Here is a 15,003-nt window from a genome sequence, read left to right on the forward strand (position 1 = left end):
CTGTGCGGTTTTGCGCGGATAGATCACAGTTGCGCGCAACGGTAAAGTCAGGCCGCGCTGCGGCAGGATGCGGCGGTGCGGGCAGACAAGCGGCCTTCCCTCGGGGCGCGGGAAGGATTAGGTGAGGGGAAACGCCAAAGGGGGTGCCGATGTCGTTCTTCTCAAAGCTCAGATCCAAGCTGACCAAATCGTCTTCGCGGCTGGACGAGGATCTGGCCGCGATCGTCGCCGAGGCCCCGGCAGAGCCCGAGACACCAGCGCCCGAACCCGCCCCGCCGCCGCGTGCCGAGCCGCCCGCGCCCGAGGCCCCGAATGCCGCCGCCCCGGTTCCGCCGTCTGCCGCGCCCGAGGCCCCGGTCGCGCCGCCGCAGATGCCAATAGCGCCTGCCGCCGAGGCGCCCCCGTTGCTGCTGACGCCCTCCCTCGCGGTGGCACCCCCGCCCCCGGCATCGGCGCCCGCCCCTGCGGCCCCGCCCGCCGATGCCCGCGCCCCCGAGCCGGTGCGTCCCGCCGCGCCCCCCGTTTCTCCGCTGCTCACAGCCTCCGAACCAAAGCCCGAGCGCCAGCCGGAACCCGGCAAGCCGGGGCTGTTCGGGCGGATTTTCTCGCGCTCCGACGACCCCGCCGAACCCCGTCGCGAGCTGGATGACGCGATGCTGGAGCAACTCGAAGAGGTGCTGATCCGGGCCGACATGGGCGTGGAAACGGCGCTGCGCGTGGTCGCCAACCTGGCCGAAGGGCGGATGGGCAAACGCCTCTCGGTGACCGAGATCAAGGGCCTTCTGGCCGATGAGATCGCCCGCATCCTCGAACCCGTTGCGCGGCCATTGCCGCTTTACCCCACCAAGCCACAGGTGGTGCTGGTGGTGGGCGTCAACGGCTCGGGAAAAACCACGACCATCGGCAAACTGGCCAGCCAGTTCCGCGCCGCGGGCAAGAAGGTGGTGATCGCCGCCGGCGATACCTTCCGCGCCGCTGCCGTCGAACAGCTTCAGGTCTGGGGCACCCGCGCCGGTGTGCCGGTGCTGACCGCGCCCGAGGGATCGGACCCCGCCAGCCTCGCCTTCGACGCGATGACCCGCGCCCAGGCCGATGGCGCCGACCTGCTGATGATCGACACCGCAGGGCGGCTGCAAAACCGCGCCGACCTGATGGAAGAACTGGCCAAGATCGTCCGGGTGATCCGCAAGAAAGACCCCAGCGCCCCGCACAATACGATTCTGGTGCTGGATGCCACCACGGGGCAGAACGCGCTCAGCCAGGTGGAAATCTTCCGCAAACTCGCCGATGTCTCGGGCCTCGTGATGACCAAACTCGACGGCACCGCCAAGGGCGGCGTGCTGGTGGCGCTGGCTGACCGTTTCGGTCTGCCGATCCATGCCATCGGCGTGGGCGAACAGATCGACGATCTCGATGCCTTCGACCCCGAAGACTATGCCCGCGCGCTTGTCGGCCTTGATCCGTGATCTCCTTCATCTTGGCGCAAATATCCTCGGGGGGGTGCGGGGGGGCAGACGGCCCCCCGTCTTCGCCGCGTTGGCGGGATGCTGCGCTGAATGAGTGCCTGGCTGGTCGGCCTTGAGGGCACGGCGGCGGGCCACAACGTCGCCATGCTGCTGGCGCTGGCGGCGGCGGTGCTGCATGCCATTTTCGGTGCGCTGCAAAAGGGGCGGCATGACCCTTGGTTGTCACGCGCGATGATCGACCTTTGCTATGGGGTCATGGCGCTGCCGGTGGCGCTGTTTGTCGTGCCCTGGCCCGAGCCGCACATGTGGCCGATCTTCGCGGGCGTCTTTGTGATCCACGCGGGCTACAAGCTGGCGCAGGCGGCCAGCTATGACCGCGGCGCCTATACGGTGGTCTATCCGGTGGTGCGCGGCACCGGGCCGCTGTTCACGGTGATCGGTGCGGGTTTCCTGTTTGGCGAGCATTTCTCGCCCGGCCAATGGGGCGGGGTGGGGGTGCTTCTGGCGGGCATCTTCGGGCTGGCCGCCTACAACCTGCGCACCGTCACGCTGGAGCGTGACACGATGGTGCCCGCGCTGGCCTTTGCGGTGCTGACGGGGCTGTTCGTCGCGCTTTATACCACCTATGACGCCTACGGCATCCGCGCCACCGCCGACCCGTTCACCTTTCTGGCGTGGTTTTTCGTGGTCGATGCCTGGCTGATGCCCGCGCTCGCCTGGCGGCGGATCGCGCGGATCGGGTCGTCGGAACTGCTGCCGCTGGTGGGCCGGGGCATGATCGGGGCGGTTGTCGCTTTCTTTTCGTTTGGCTGCGTGATGTTGGCCACTCGGCTGGACAAGGTCGGCGAGGCGGCGGTGCTGCGCGAAACTTCGACCGTATTCGCCGCCTTGATCGGCTGGCTGGTGCTGGGCGAAAAGGTGGGGCCGGTGCGGGCGGCGCTGATGGCGCTGATCGCGGCGGGGGCGGTGATTGTGGAAATGGCAGGATAGGGGATGGCAATGGCAGGCAGGAAGATCAACCACTGGCTCAAGCTCGGGCTGGAATTCGGGCCGCTTCTGGCCTTCTTCGTGGCCTTTGTGAAGCTGAAGGATCAGACCTTCACGATCCTTGGCACGGACTATTCGGGCTTTGTGCTGGCGACCGCGCTGTTCATTCCGCTGATGGTGGCGGCCACCGGCATCCTTTGGCGGCTGACCGGGCGGCTGGCACCGATGCAGGTGGTGACGCTGGTGCTGGTGGTGGTGTTCGGCGGGCTGTCGGTATGGCTGAACGACCCCAAATTCTTCAAGATCAAGCCCACCATCATCTATCTGCTGTTCGCGGGCCTGCTTGGCATTGGCCTGCTGCGTGGCAAGCCGTGGCTGGCACTGGTGATGGAGGATGTGCTGCCGATGACGCCCGAGGGCTGGCGCATTCTGACCCTGCGGCTGGCGGGCTTTTTCCTGGCGCTGGCGGTGGCCAATGAAATCGTCTGGCGCAGCATGTCCGATCAGGCCTGGGTCAACTTCAAGACCTTCGGGCTGCCGCTGCTGATGTTCGGGTTCTTCATGGCGCAGGCGCGGCTGTTTGCCCGCCACGGGATCGAGCGCGACGAGGGCTGACGGCGCCGCCGCCCCGGTTGACCCGCCCCGCCTCGCGCGCTATCCGCGCGACAGCGCGACGCAAGGGGGCGGCAATGGACGAGTGGCAGGCAGGCACGAAACTGGTGCATTCGGGCATCCGGCGCAGCCAGTATGGCGAGATGTCCGAGGCGCTGTTTTTGACGCAGGGCTATGTCTATGCGACCGCCGAAGCCGCCGAGGCGCGGTTCGAGGCGCTGGGTGAGGATGAATTCATCTATTCGCGCTACGCCAACCCCACCACCCGGATGTTCGAGGAACGTCTGGCCGCGGTCGAGGGCACCCAAGACGCCTTTGCCACCGCAAGTGGCATGGCGGCGGTGCATGGAGTGTTGGTGTCGGTTCTGAAGGCGGGCGATCATGTGGTGGCGGCGCGGGCGCTGTTCGGGTCGTGCCTGATCGTGCTGGACATGTTCCGCCGCTTTGGCGTCGAGGTGACGCTGGTCGATGGCCGCGACCTGGATGCCTGGCGCGCGGCGGTGCGGCCGGGCACGCGGGCGGTGTTCTTTGAATCCGTCTCGAACCCGACGCTGGAGGTGATCGACATCAAGGCGGTTGCCGAGATCGCCCATGCCGCGGGCGCGCTGGTGATCGTGGACAACGTCTTTGCCACCCCGGTCGGGTCGCGCGCGACCGAAATGGGGGCCGATCTGGTGATCTATTCGGCGACCAAGCATATCGACGGCGGCGGCCGGGTGCTGGGCGGGGTGATCTGCGGCAGTGCCGATCTGATCCGCGGCACGGTGGAACCCTGCCTGAAGCATCTTGGCCCCTCGATCAGCCCGTTCAACGCCTGGGTCATGCTGAAGGGGATGGAAACGCTGGCGCTGCGGGTGCGCGCGATGACGGCCAGCGCGCAGGCGCTGGCGCAGGCGGTCGAAGGCCACCCGGCGCTGGCCCGCACGATCTATCCGGGGCTGGCCAGCCATCCGCAGCATGCGCTGGCGCTGGAACAGATGCGCCACGGCGGCACCATTGTCGCGCTTGATCTGGCGGGCGGCAAGGCGGCGGCGTTCAGATTTCTCAACGCGCTCAGGGTGTTCACGCTGTCGAACAATCTGGGTGATGCCAAATCCATCGCCACCCATCCGGCCACGACAACCCATCAGCGCCTGCCCGCCGACCAAAAGGTCACCTTGGGCATCACGCCGGGGCTGGTGCGGCTGTCGCTGGGCATCGAGGATGCCGCCGACATTGTCGCTGATGTGACACGCGCGCTGGATATGATCTGATCTTGCCCCTGATGCGTATTCCCTTGGACAAAACCGGATGCGCCCCCACATTACAGGAGGCGCCGGATCAGGGGAGAGCCGAGATGAACATTCAGGGCCGTATCAGCCACGCACCCGACCGCCAGGAGGCCGAAGAGGCGCTGGAGCGCCTGCGCGCCTGGGCGATGGCGGCGACGGAGACCGAGATCGCCACGCTTGACCCGGTGATCGCACGGCTGCTGCCGGGGCGTGAAGGGGCCAGTTACCCCGACCTGTCGCGCCGCTACCCCGAGGAGTTTCGGGCCGATGCGGCCTATAAGGCCACGCTGCCCGATCTGCAAAACGGCCCCGCCAGCCTGATCGTGGGTGCCAAGACCCAGATCCAGCATGTGGGGATTTCCAACTTCCGCCTGCCGATCCGCTACCACACCCGCGACAACGGCGACCTGACGCTGGAAACCAGCGTGACGGGCACCGTCAGCCTTGAGGCGGAAAAGAAGGGCATCAACATGAGCCGCATCATGCGGTCGTTTTATGCCCATGCCGAACGCACCTTTTCCTTTGATGTGATCGAGGCGGCGCTGGATGACTACAAGGCTGACCTGGGCAGCTTTGACGCGCGCATCCAGATGCGGTTTTCCTTCCCGATGACGGTGGGCTCGCTGCGGTCGGGCCTTGCGGGATGGCAGTATTACAACATCGCGCTGGAGGTGGTGGAACGGGCCGGCGTGCGCAAGAAGATCGTGCATCTGGATTATGTCTATTCCTCGACCTGCCCGTGCTCGCTGGAGTTGTCGGAACATGCCCGCGCCACCCGCGGTCAACTGGCCACGCCGCATTCGCAACGCTCGGTCGCGCGGATCTCGGTGGTGGTGGAACCGGGCGGTGTGCTGTGGTTCGAAGACCTGATCGACATGGCCCGCGCCGCGGTGCCAACCGAAACGCAGGTGATGGTAAAGCGCGAGGACGAGCAGGCATTCGCCGAACTGAACGCCGCCAATCCGATCTTTGTGGAGGATGCCGCGCGCGCCTTTGCAGGCGTTCTGCTGGCCGATTGGCGGGTGGGCGATTTCCGGGTGCTGGCCAGCCATCAGGAAAGCCTGCACAGCCATGATGCGGTCAGCCTGCTGACCGAGGGGCCGACCTTTGCGGCGGAAAGCCTGGACCCGCGGCTGTTTGCCAGCCTCATTCACCACGGATGACGCGGAGCGGGGGGCCGTCTGCCCCCCGCGCCCCCCGAGGATATTTGCGCCAAGATGAAAGCCATGAACAATTGAAGAACATGGCTTGGCCTTGTTGCGCGGGCGCTGTAATCATGGTGCCATGAGCGGTTTTGACGAAGACGACGCCTTTGAGAGGGCCAGCCTGAGCCTGTCGGCCCGTGCCATGGCGGCGGGTCGGCCTGTGGCCTATCTGGACGGGCTGAACCCCGCGCAGCGCGCCGCTGTCGAGGCGCTGGAGGGGCCGGTGCTGATGCTGGCCGGGGCAGGGACGGGCAAGACACGGGCGCTGACTGCGCGGATCGCGCATCTGCTGACCACCGGGCACGCCCGCCCCGGCGATATTCTGGCTGTGACCTTTACCAACAAGGCCGCGCGCGAGATGAAGGAGCGGATTGGCCGCCTGCTGGGCCAGACGGTGGAGGGGATGCCGTGGCTTGGTACCTTCCATTCGGTCTGCGCCAAGCTGTTGCGCCGGCATGCCGAGTTGGTGGGGCTGAAGTCGAACTTCACGATTCTGGATACCGACGACCAGATCCGTCTGCTCAAGCAGTTGATCGTGGCCGCCAATATCGACGAAAAACGCTGGCCCGCGCGCCAGTTGGCCGGGATCATCGACGGCTGGAAAAACCGCGCGCTGACGCCTGATCGGGTGCGGGGAGGCGAGGCTGGGGCCTTCAACAACCGCGGGGGCGAGTTGTATGCTGCCTATCAGGAGCGGTTGCGCACGCTGAATGCCACCGATTTCGGCGATCTGTTGTTGCACATGGTCACGATCTTTCAAGCTCAGCCTGATGTGCTGGAACAGTATCAGCGCCGGTTCAAATATATTCTGGTGGACGAGTATCAGGATACCAACGTGGCCCAATATCTGTGGCTGCGGCTGCTGGCGCAGGGGCATCGCAACATTTGCTGCGTGGGCGACGATGATCAGTCGATCTACGGCTGGCGCGGCGCCGAGGTGGGCAACATCCTGCGGTTCGAAAAGGATTTTCCGGGCGCCAAGGTGGTGCGGCTGGAACAGAACTACCGCTCGACCGAGCATATTCTGGCCGCTGCCTCGGGGCTGATCGCGGCCAATGCGGGGCGGCTGGGCAAGACGTTGTGGACCGAGGCGCGGGGCGGCGAGAAGGTGCGTCTGATCGGCCATTGGGACGGCGAGGAAGAAGCGCGCTGGATCGGCGAGGAGATCGAGGCGCTGGCGCGCGGCACCCGCGGGATGGCGCCCGTGGGCCTGAACGGGCAGGCCATTCTGGTGCGCGCCAGCCACCAGATGCGCGCCTTTGAGGACCGGTTCCTGACCATCGGCCTGCCCTATCGCGTGATTGGCGGGCCACGGTTTTATGAGCGGCTGGAGATTCGCGATGCGATGGCCTATTTCCGGTTGGCGGTCAGCCCCGAGGACGATCTGGCCTTTGAGCGGATCGTCAACACCCCCAAGCGCGGCCTTGGCGACAAGGCACAGCAGGTAATTCAACTGACCGCGCGGCAGAATGGGGTGAGCCTGCTGGAGGGTGCGGCGCTGGCGGTGCAGGCAGGTGCGATCGGCGGCAAGGGGGGCGCTGCACTGCGCGAGCTGGTGGCGGGCGCCGGGCGCTGGCATCAGGCGGTGCGGGCGGGCGGCAGCCACATCGAACTGGCCGAGGCGATACTGGACGAGTCGGGCTATACTGCCATGTGGCAGGCCGACAAGACGCCCGAGGCGGCGGGGCGGCTGGAAAACCTCAAGGAACTGGTCAAGGCGCTGGAGCAATTCGAGAATCTGCAAGGCTTTCTCGAACATGTCGCGCTGATCATGGACAACGAGTCGGAAGATGCGGCCGAAAAGGTCAGCATCATGACGTTGCATGCCGCCAAGGGGCTGGAGTTTCCGGTGGTGTTTCTGCCCGGCTGGGAGGAGGGGCTGTTTCCCAGCCAGCGCAGCATGGATGAGACCGGCTTGAAGGGGCTGGAGGAAGAACGGCGGCTGGCCTATGTGGGCATCACCCGCGCTGAGGAGCTGTGCACCATTTCCTTTGCCGGAAACCGTCGGGTCTATGGCCAGTGGCAAAGCCAGTTGCCGTCACGTTTCATCGACGAATTGCCCGAGGCGCATGTGGATGTGCTGACCCCGCCGGGGCTGTATGGCGGCGGCTATGGTGCGGCGGGCATGGCATTCGGGGCCACCCGTGGCGGGATCGAAGATCGCGCCATGCGCGCCGATGTCTATAATTCGCCAGGGTGGAAGCGTATGGCCGAGCGCGCGGGCAGCCGCCCCATGGCCTCCCCGCGCGAGGCGCGGGGGCTGGTGATCGACGCCGAGGCGGTTTCGGCCTTTGCTCCGGGCGACCGGGTATTTCACCAGAAATTCGGCTATGGCACCGTCACCGGCACCGAGGGCGACAAGCTGACGGTGGCCTTTGACAAGGCTGGCGAGAAAAAGTTGCTGGCCGGTTTCGTAGTGGCGGCCACGGCGGCGGACGACGTGCCGTTCTGATGCGGATATCCGATGAGTCGCGGTCCTGGCCTCGACTTATCCGGTCAGCCCCGCAAAACGCGTGGTCAGGCGCGTGGCCTCGGACTCGGTTCCCCAGGGTGCGTTCAGGATGAACAGGCCCGAACCCACCATGCCGTGCCCGTCGCGCGCGGGGGCAAAGCGCACCTCATGCACCAGCGCCTCGGGGTGGGCGGCGCGCAGCGTGGCCAGCATCGGGAGATGCAGCCCCGATGTCAGGATTGGATACCACAGCGCGATGGTGCCCACGTTCCATTTGCGCGCGATCTGGCTGATCGCCCTGGGTATCGCTGTGTAATCGGATTTCACCTCATAGCTGGGGTCGATCAGCATCAGCCCGCGGCGCGGGGTGGGCGGTGTTTGCGCCAGCGCCATCTGCAAACCGTCCTGGGCGTGGATATGGGCGTGGGGGCCAAGCGCGGCGGTCAGCGCCGCCCCCTCGCGCGGGTGCAACTCGGCCAGATGGATCGTGTCGGTGGGCCGCAGCAACAGTGCCGCGATCAGCGGCGAGCCGGGATAGGCCGTGGCCCCGTGGGCCGCACGGGTTGCGGCCAGCGCGCGGGCAAGCGGGTGGTCGGGCGGAAACCAGCCCAACGCCTCGGCCCGCGCTATGCCCTGCGCCGCCTCGCCGGTTTTCACCGCCTCGGGCGCATCCAACGCGTATAGCCCGCGCCCGGCGTGAGTTTCCAGATAGCTGAGCGGTTTGTCCTTGCGGGTGAGATAGTCAAGCATCGATGCCAGCAGCGCGTGCTTGTGCACATCGGCCAGATTTCCGGCGTGATAGATGTGTTGATAGGACAGCATGATTTCCCCCTGACCCGCTCGGGATGCCCCGTCGTTGCGTCGGGTGCAAGAGCCGGAATGAAAAGCGGCGGCGCCCAGGGAGGAGGAGGGGGCCACGGGATAGAGTGGCGGCGACCTCAGGGAGGAGGAGGAGATCGCCGCCTGTAACGATCGGCCCAGGGAGGAGGAGGGGCCTTTCGCTTGCCGTGCGGGCCGAAGCCCGGTGTTCGAGGGCGAAGCGCGGCGGCCCCAGGGAGGAGGAGGGGGCCGCCGTCCTTCGTCACGAGACCCCAGGGAGGAGGAGGGGGTCTGCGCTTGTCGTGCGGGCCGGGTGGCCCGAATTTTGCGGCGGCCCCCAGGGAGGAGGAGGGGGGCCGCCTTTGATCCCAGGCCCAGGGAGGAGGAGGGGCCTCAGGAAAACCTTACTTGCCGTAGGCGGCTTCCAGCGCCGCCCGCGTGATCATCGAACGATGCAGGCCCATATCTGCCAGCTCGCGGGTGCTGAGCGCTGCAAGTTCGCGCAGCGTCTGCCGATAGACCTTGCGGCGCTGGCGCGCCTCGGAAAGGCCCGAAACGAAGGCAGCGATCCGGTCGGCCAGACCATGTTCGACGCTGCGGATATCATGTGCGAGAGCCATTGACGCTGCCCGTATGTGGTGATGCGAGCGGCGTTGCGCCCCTACTGTTGGACTAAAGATGGCGCCAATGCTGCGGCTGCACAATGGCCCGCAGGCTCAATGCTGCCATGCAGAAAGCGCATAACGAATACTGACCTATTTTGGGCTGACGCAGGGGGAATTGCCCAAACTTTATGCGGGCTTGATATGATCCCTTGCCCTTGGTGCGAAAACCGCCACATTTGTGAAAATCCATGCGCTGGAGTGTCACATGACTGTTACCAAAGAAGCCGTCGCCACCGCTCTTTCTGCATTTGCATTGCCGGGCGGCGGCACTCCGGTGTCGCGCGATCTGGTGCGCGCTCTGGCGGTGGAGGGCGGGGTGGTGCGCTTCGTGCTTGAGGCCCCCACGCCCGACGAGGCCCGCGCGCTGGAGGCGGTGCGCCCCGCGATCGAGGCTGCGATCCGCGCCATGCCGGGGGTGGTGTCGGTGTCGGTGCTGACCACGGCGCCGGGGCCGGGGCCGAAATCGGGGCCAAAGATCGGCGGTCATCCCACGCCGCAGGCCGGGCCACAACCGGTGCCGGGGGTGGCGCGGGTGCTGCTGGTCGGTTCGGGCAAGGGAGGGGTGGGCAAATCCACCGTGGCGTCGAATCTGGCGGTGGCGCTGGCGCGCGCGGGGCGCCGGGTCGGGCTGCTGGACGCCGATATTCACGGCCCTTCGCAGCCTCGGATGATGGGTGTGTCGAAGCGCCCCGCCTCGCCCGACGGGCATATGATCGTGCCGGTCGAGGCGCATGGGCTGAAGCTGATGTCGCTGGGGTTGATGCTGAAGCCTGACGAGGCGGTGATCTGGCGCGGCCCGATGCTGATGGGGGCGATGCAGCAGATGCTGTTTCAGGTGGCGTGGGGCGATCTGGATGTGCTCGTCATCGACCTGCCGCCGGGCACCGGCGACGTGCAACTGACGCTGGCACAGAAAACCGTGCTGACCGGGGCGCTGGTGGTTTCGACCCCGCAGGACGTGGCGCTTATCGACGCGCGCCGCGCCATCGACATGTTCGTGCGCCTCAAGGTGCCGGTGCTGGGTCTGATCGAGAACATGTCAACCTATGTCTGCCCCAACTGCGGCCACGAGGCGCATCCCTTCGGTCATGGCGGCGTGGCGACCGAGGCCGGGCGTCTGGGGTTGCCGTTCCTGGGCGAATTGCCGCTGGACCTGTCGGTGCGACTGGCGGGCGATGCGGGCACGCCGATCGCTGCGGGTGATGGTCCGGCGGCTGAGGCCTATGCGCGGCTTGCGGCGCGGCTGGTGGGCGATGGCATGGCCTGAACCGCAGGCTGCGCGGGAATTCATGGCACCGCTGCGCTGAGCGGGCGAACTTTGCCCGAATCACTTGATGAATTCACGGGATTTCCAGGCGCTTTTCATTGTGAAATGGGCGCCTCGTGCATTTGGGTGCCTGTATGCAGGCCCGGTCTGCTCAAATTTCGGGATTTTGTGGCACTGTCTGGGATCGAGATCGAGGGCCCACATTTTGTGGTTTTTTCTGGTTGCCCATCTAAACCTGCGCAGGCCCCTCTGCCTGAGGCGCTGGTTGCCCCTGTTTTCCCATTGCAGCCCAAGGTTGGCCGCGCATTTCCTGCCCAGATTTCTATTGCTTCCCGTAAAATCCCATGTCATCTCTAGGCCATCGAGAAAGCAGACCCAGCGGGCACCAAGACCCGAACCAAAAACAACAATAGCAGGCTTCATACAGGCAGTCGGCTTTCACGACAGAACGATCCGGCGCGCGCGCGAGCAGACATCCCCCCGGGTGGCGGTGCAGCCGGATATACCCAGCAATGGGCCCAGTGATGGGACGAGGGCGGCGGATCGGGCAGTGGCAGCGGCCCGATCCGCCGTTTCGCATGAAACGGGAGCGAGAACAGGAGCGCGCCAGTGGCACGCAGGTTCAGAGGGTCGGAAACATTCAAGGTGGATGCGAAGGGTCGCGTCTCCATCCCGGCCCCGTTTCGCCGCGTGATCGAGGCCTGCGACCCCGACTGGACCTCTGGCAATCGGCCCAACATCGTCATCGTTTATGGCGGCCCCGAGCGGAAATGGCTTGAGGTCTATACGATGGAAGCCATCGCTGAAATCGACCGGCAGATCGACATGATGCAGCGTGGCTCGGCCCATCGCATCGAGATCGAAGAACTGATGTATGGTCAATCCTACGAGGCGCAGGTGGATGACGACGGTCGCATCGGCCTGCCGCAGAAGTTGCGCGAAAAGATCGGGCTGAAGGCCGAGGCGTTCTTTGTGTCGTCGGGCACCTCGTTCAAGATATGGGATCCGGCGACCCATGAGGCCGAGCAGGCCCTGCGCGTGGCCGAACGCGCCGCGCAGCGGCCGCGTGATTATGACCCGCTGATCCATCTTCCGGCGCTGAGCGGGGACTAGGCCGTGACCGAGGCGCCGCATATTCCTGTTTTGTTGCGACCGCTCCTTCAGGCGGTCGCGCCTGTCTCTGGTGTCTGGCTTGATGGCACCTTTGGCGCGGGTGGTTATGCGCGCGGCCTGCTGGCTGCCGGGGCCGACCGGGTGATCGGCATCGACCGCGACCCGTCGGTGTTCCGCATGGCCGCGCCCTGGGCGGGGGGCTTGGGCGAGCGGCTGCGGCTGGTCGAGGGCACGTTTTCCGACCTTGATACCCTGGCCGGTGAACCGCTGGACGGTGTGGTGCTTGATCTTGGCGTGTCGTCGATGCAGCTTGATCAGGCTGAACGCGGGTTTTCGTTCCTGCGCGACGGGCCGCTGGACATGCGCATGGCCGCCCGCGGCCCCAGCGCTGCCGATCTGGTCAACACCGTCGACGAGGCGACGCTGGCCGACATCTTGTATCATTACGGCGAGGAACGCGCCTCGCGCCGGATCGCGCGGGCGATCGTGGCGGCGCGCACCGCCGCCCCGTTTGCAACCACGCTGCAACTGGTGGCGGTGATCGAGCGGTGCCTGCCGCGCCCCAAGCCGGGCCAAAGTCACCCTGCCACCCGCAGTTTTCAGGCCATTCGCATCTGGGTGAATGACGAATTCGGCCAGTTGATCGCGGGGCTGGAGGCTGCCGAACGCGCGCTGAAACCCGGCGGGCGGCTGGCTGTCGTCACCTTTCATTCGCTGGAGGACCGCGTGGTGAAACGCTTTCTTCAGGCCCGGTCCGGCGCCGAGGCGCAGGGCAGCCGCTATGCCCCGGCCCGTGCGGCGGTGACGCCTGCATTCGACCATGTATCAAAGGCAATCGCGCCCGATGCGCAGGAACTGGCCGAAAACCCGCGCGCGCGATCGGCCAAGCTGCGCGTCGCCCGCCGCACCGATGCCCCCGCGGGTCGCGCCGACCGCGCGACCCTTGGCCTGCCCGCCCCCGCCCTGACCGGAGCCCGCTGATGCGCAACCTGATCTACCTGATGACCGCGGTTTCGGTGATGGGGCTGGCGTTCTGGGCCTATGGCGAGAATTACCGCACCCGCTCGTCGCTGGATCGGATGGAGCGGTTGCAGGGCGAGATTGCGGGCCTGCGCGAGGGACTGGGCGTCTTGCGCGCCGAATGGGCCTATCTGAACCGCCCCGACCGGTTGCGCGAACTGGCAAACCTGAATTTTGAACGGTTGGCGCTGCTGCCGCTGGCGCCCGAACAATTCGGTGCGCTGGCGCAGGTGGCGCACCCCGTGCCCGATCTGCCGCTGGTTCTTGATCCTGTCGATACCGCTGCCCGCCCGGAGGTTCAGCCATGATCCGCACACCGCTGCGCCCGCTTGCCCGTATTCTGCAAGCCCGCGAAAAGGGCGAAAACCCCGATGCGATCGAGCGCGAAAATCGCCGCCTGCGCAGCGAAGAGGCGCGCGACAAGGCCAAGGGCCGGGCCGAGGGCCGGCTTCTGGTGCTGGCGGCAGTGTTTCTGGTGGCCTTCGGCGCAGTGGGCGCCCGGATGGGCGCGCTGGCCGCTACCGAACCGGCCGAGCCGCGCGTGGCAACCTCGGGCGCCGCGATCCTGACCCAGCGCGCCGACATCACCGACCGCAAGGGGCGGGTGCTGGCCACCAACCTGCTGACCCATTCGCTTTACGCCCAGCCCCGGCAGATGGTGGACCCGGTGCGGGTAGCGCAAGAACTGGCGAAGGTGTTTCCCGATCTGGATGTCGCCCGCCTGACGCGCGACTTTACCGGCGAACGCAAGTTCTTGTGGATCAAAAAGAAAATGTCGCCCGAACAGATGCAGGCGGTGCATGATATCGGCGATCCGGGGCTGATGTTCGGCCCGCGCGAGATGCGGCTTTATCCCAACGGTGCCTTGGCCGCGCATATTCTGGGCGGTGCTAGCTTTGGCCGCGAGGGCGTGGGTTCGGCCGAGATCGTGGGCGTGGCGGGCGTGGAAAAGGCCTTTGATGGCTGGTTGCGCGACCCCGGCAACGGCGGGGCGGGGCTGACGCTGTCGCTGGATCTGACCGTGCAATCGGCGATGGAAGAGGTGCTGGCCGGTGGTATGAAGCTGATGAACGCCAAGGGCGCCACCGCCATTCTGATGGAGGTGGCCACCGGCGAGATCGTGGCAATGGCCAGCCTGCCAGACTATGACCCGAATGACCGCCCGTCACCGCTGACCAAGGGCGATGCCTCTGACAGTCCGCTGTTCAACCGTGCGGTGCAGGGGGTGTATGAACTGGGCTCGACCTTCAAGATATTTGCCGTGGCACAGGCGCTGGATCTGGGGTTGGTGAACCCCGGAACGATGATCGACACCAAGGGCCCGCTGACATGGGGCCGTCACCGCATCCGCGATTTCCACGATTACGGCCCGCGCCTGTCGGTCACCGATGTGATCGTGGAAAGTTCCAACATCGGCACCGCGCGCATCGCCATGATGGTCGGCCCGGAACGCCAGCAGCAGTTCCTGCGCAGCCTCGGTTTTCTGGAACCTACGCCGGTCGAACTGGTCGAGGCACCCACCGGCAAGCCGCTGTTGCCCGCCAAATGGAGCGACATTTCCTCGCTGACCATTTCCTATGGCCACGGCCTGTCGGCCAGCCCGCTGCATCTGGCCGCCGCCTATGCCACCATCGCCAACGGCGGGCGCAAGGTGTCACCCACGCTGATCCACGGGGCGGGCGCCGAGCCGGGACCGCAGGTGATGTCGCCCGCCGTCGCGCGCGAGTCGATGAACATGTTGCGTCAGGTGGTGACCCGCGGAACCGCCTCGTTCGGTGACGTCAAGGGCTATGCCGTGGCCGGAAAGACCGGCACCGCCGACAAGGCCAAGCCCTCGGGCGGCTATTACAAGGACAAGGTGATCGCCACATTCGCCAGCGTATTTCCGGCCCATGCGCCGAAATATGTGCTGATCACCACGCTGGACGAGCCGGTGGAAACCGCAGGCAACGAGCCGCGCCGCACCGCGGGCTGGACGGCTGTGCCCGTCGGTGCCGAAATCATCCGCCGCACCGCGCCGCTTCTCGGTCTGCGGCCCGAGGTTGAACCGGCTGCCCCGGATGCGCTAACACTTGTGCACAACTAAGGCCCGGCGCGGCCGATTATGGCCCCTTGGGGGCAGGGGG

The 15,003-nt window shown here is 66.3% G+C and carries 13 protein-coding genes; 11 read left to right on the forward strand and 2 right to left on the reverse strand.

Features of this window, described 5'->3' with window-relative positions; translation table 11 throughout:
* Positions 1-149 precede the first annotated feature (149 nt).
* From ftsY to C5F46_RS04500, 6 genes are all read left to right on the forward strand, one after another.
* Positions 150-1,466, forward strand: a complete 1,317-nt coding sequence (gene ftsY / locus C5F46_RS04475) for a signal recognition particle-docking protein FtsY (protein WP_107324162.1) — start codon at positions 150-152, stop codon at positions 1,464-1,466.
* Between the two features lie 90 nt (positions 1,467-1,556).
* Positions 1,557-2,456, forward strand: a complete 900-nt coding sequence (locus C5F46_RS04480; RefSeq protein WP_107324163.1) for an EamA family transporter — start codon at positions 1,557-1,559, stop codon at positions 2,454-2,456.
* A 9-nt stretch (positions 2,457-2,465) separates the two neighbouring features.
* On the forward strand, positions 2,466-3,068 hold the full coding sequence (locus C5F46_RS04485; RefSeq protein WP_107324164.1) for an inner membrane-spanning protein YciB: 603 nt from the start codon (positions 2,466-2,468) through the stop codon (positions 3,066-3,068).
* Positions 3,069-3,142: 74 nt separating this feature from the next.
* Positions 3,143-4,318 (forward strand): O-succinylhomoserine sulfhydrylase, encoded by a 1,176-nt coding sequence (metZ, locus tag C5F46_RS04490; RefSeq protein ID WP_107324165.1) that lies wholly within the window; start codon positions 3,143-3,145, stop codon positions 4,316-4,318.
* Positions 4,319-4,401: 83 nt separating this feature from the next.
* On the forward strand, positions 4,402-5,499 hold the full coding sequence (gene folE2 / locus C5F46_RS04495; protein ID WP_107324166.1) for a GTP cyclohydrolase FolE2: 1,098 nt from the start codon (positions 4,402-4,404) through the stop codon (positions 5,497-5,499).
* A 121-nt stretch (positions 5,500-5,620) separates the two neighbouring features.
* A complete protein-coding gene (locus tag C5F46_RS04500; RefSeq protein ID WP_107324167.1) occupies positions 5,621-7,993 on the forward strand; it encodes an ATP-dependent helicase in 2,373 nt (790 codons plus the stop codon).
* Positions 7,994-8,029: 36 nt separating this feature from the next.
* On the opposite strand, the gene rlmJ is transcribed toward C5F46_RS04500, so the two are convergent.
* Together rlmJ and C5F46_RS04510 are read right to left on the reverse strand one after the other, a co-directional pair.
* Positions 8,030-8,815: a 23S rRNA (adenine(2030)-N(6))-methyltransferase RlmJ gene (rlmJ, locus tag C5F46_RS04505; protein WP_107324168.1), complete on the reverse strand. Its 786-nt coding sequence runs from the start codon at positions 8,813-8,815 to the stop codon at positions 8,030-8,032.
* A 401-nt stretch (positions 8,816-9,216) separates the two neighbouring features.
* Entirely contained in the window at positions 9,217-9,432 is a 216-nt protein-coding gene (locus C5F46_RS04510) for a DUF1127 domain-containing protein (RefSeq protein ID WP_107324169.1), read from the reverse strand.
* A gap of 250 nt (positions 9,433-9,682) precedes the next feature.
* On the opposite strand from C5F46_RS04510, the gene C5F46_RS04515 reads away from it, so the two are divergent.
* The 5 genes from C5F46_RS04515 to C5F46_RS04535 all read left to right on the forward strand — a co-directional run bounded on the left by C5F46_RS04515 (position 9,683) and on the right by C5F46_RS04535 (position 14,963).
* A complete protein-coding gene (locus C5F46_RS04515) occupies positions 9,683-10,744 on the forward strand; it encodes an Mrp/NBP35 family ATP-binding protein (RefSeq protein ID WP_107324170.1) in 1,062 nt (353 codons plus the stop codon).
* Between the two features lie 609 nt (positions 10,745-11,353).
* Positions 11,354-11,857, forward strand: coding sequence for a division/cell wall cluster transcriptional repressor MraZ (mraZ, locus tag C5F46_RS04520; protein WP_107324171.1), 504 nt, complete (start codon positions 11,354-11,356; stop codon positions 11,855-11,857).
* A gap of 3 nt (positions 11,858-11,860) precedes the next feature.
* A complete protein-coding gene (rsmH, locus tag C5F46_RS04525) occupies positions 11,861-12,838 on the forward strand; it encodes a 16S rRNA (cytosine(1402)-N(4))-methyltransferase RsmH (RefSeq protein ID WP_107324172.1) in 978 nt (325 codons plus the stop codon).
* Complete coding sequence (gene ftsL, locus C5F46_RS04530) at positions 12,838-13,185, forward strand: cell division protein FtsL (protein WP_107324173.1); 348 nt, start codon at positions 12,838-12,840, stop codon at positions 13,183-13,185. Before rsmH ends, ftsL begins: the two co-directional genes overlap by 1 nt.
* Positions 13,182-14,963, forward strand: a complete 1,782-nt coding sequence (locus C5F46_RS04535) for a peptidoglycan D,D-transpeptidase FtsI family protein (RefSeq protein WP_107324174.1) — start codon at positions 13,182-13,184, stop codon at positions 14,961-14,963. Before ftsL ends, C5F46_RS04535 begins: the two co-directional genes overlap by 4 nt.
* Positions 14,964-15,003 lie beyond the last annotated feature (40 nt).

Source organism: Phaeovulum veldkampii DSM 11550, from assembly GCF_003034995.1.
GTDB lineage: Bacteria > Pseudomonadota > Alphaproteobacteria > Rhodobacterales > Rhodobacteraceae > Phaeovulum > Phaeovulum veldkampii.

Bases quoted from the DNA above. Each gene is read 5' to 3' on its own strand.
- ftsY (WP_107324162.1), top strand. From the start codon at position 150: ATGTCGTTCTTCTCAAAGCTCAGATCCAAGCTGACCAAATCGTCTTCG.
- C5F46_RS04480 (WP_107324163.1), top strand. From the start codon at position 1,557: ATGAGTGCCTGGCTGGTCGGCCTTGAGGGCACGGCGGCGGGCCACAAC.
- C5F46_RS04485 (WP_107324164.1), top strand. From the start codon at position 2,466: ATGGCAGGCAGGAAGATCAACCACTGGCTCAAGCTCGGGCTGGAATTC.
- metZ (WP_107324165.1), top strand. From the start codon at position 3,143: ATGGACGAGTGGCAGGCAGGCACGAAACTGGTGCATTCGGGCATCCGG.
- folE2 (WP_107324166.1), top strand. From the start codon at position 4,402: ATGAACATTCAGGGCCGTATCAGCCACGCACCCGACCGCCAGGAGGCC.
- C5F46_RS04500 (WP_107324167.1), top strand. From the start codon at position 5,621: ATGAGCGGTTTTGACGAAGACGACGCCTTTGAGAGGGCCAGCCTGAGC.
- rlmJ (WP_107324168.1), bottom strand. From the start codon at position 8,815: ATGCTGTCCTATCAACACATCTATCACGCCGGAAATCTGGCCGATGTG.
- C5F46_RS04510 (WP_107324169.1), bottom strand. From the start codon at position 9,432: ATGGCTCTCGCACATGATATCCGCAGCGTCGAACATGGTCTGGCCGAC.
- C5F46_RS04515 (WP_107324170.1), top strand. From the start codon at position 9,683: ATGACTGTTACCAAAGAAGCCGTCGCCACCGCTCTTTCTGCATTTGCA.
- ftsL (WP_107324173.1), top strand. From the start codon at position 12,838: ATGCGCAACCTGATCTACCTGATGACCGCGGTTTCGGTGATGGGGCTG.
- C5F46_RS04535 (WP_107324174.1), top strand. From the start codon at position 13,182: ATGATCCGCACACCGCTGCGCCCGCTTGCCCGTATTCTGCAAGCCCGC.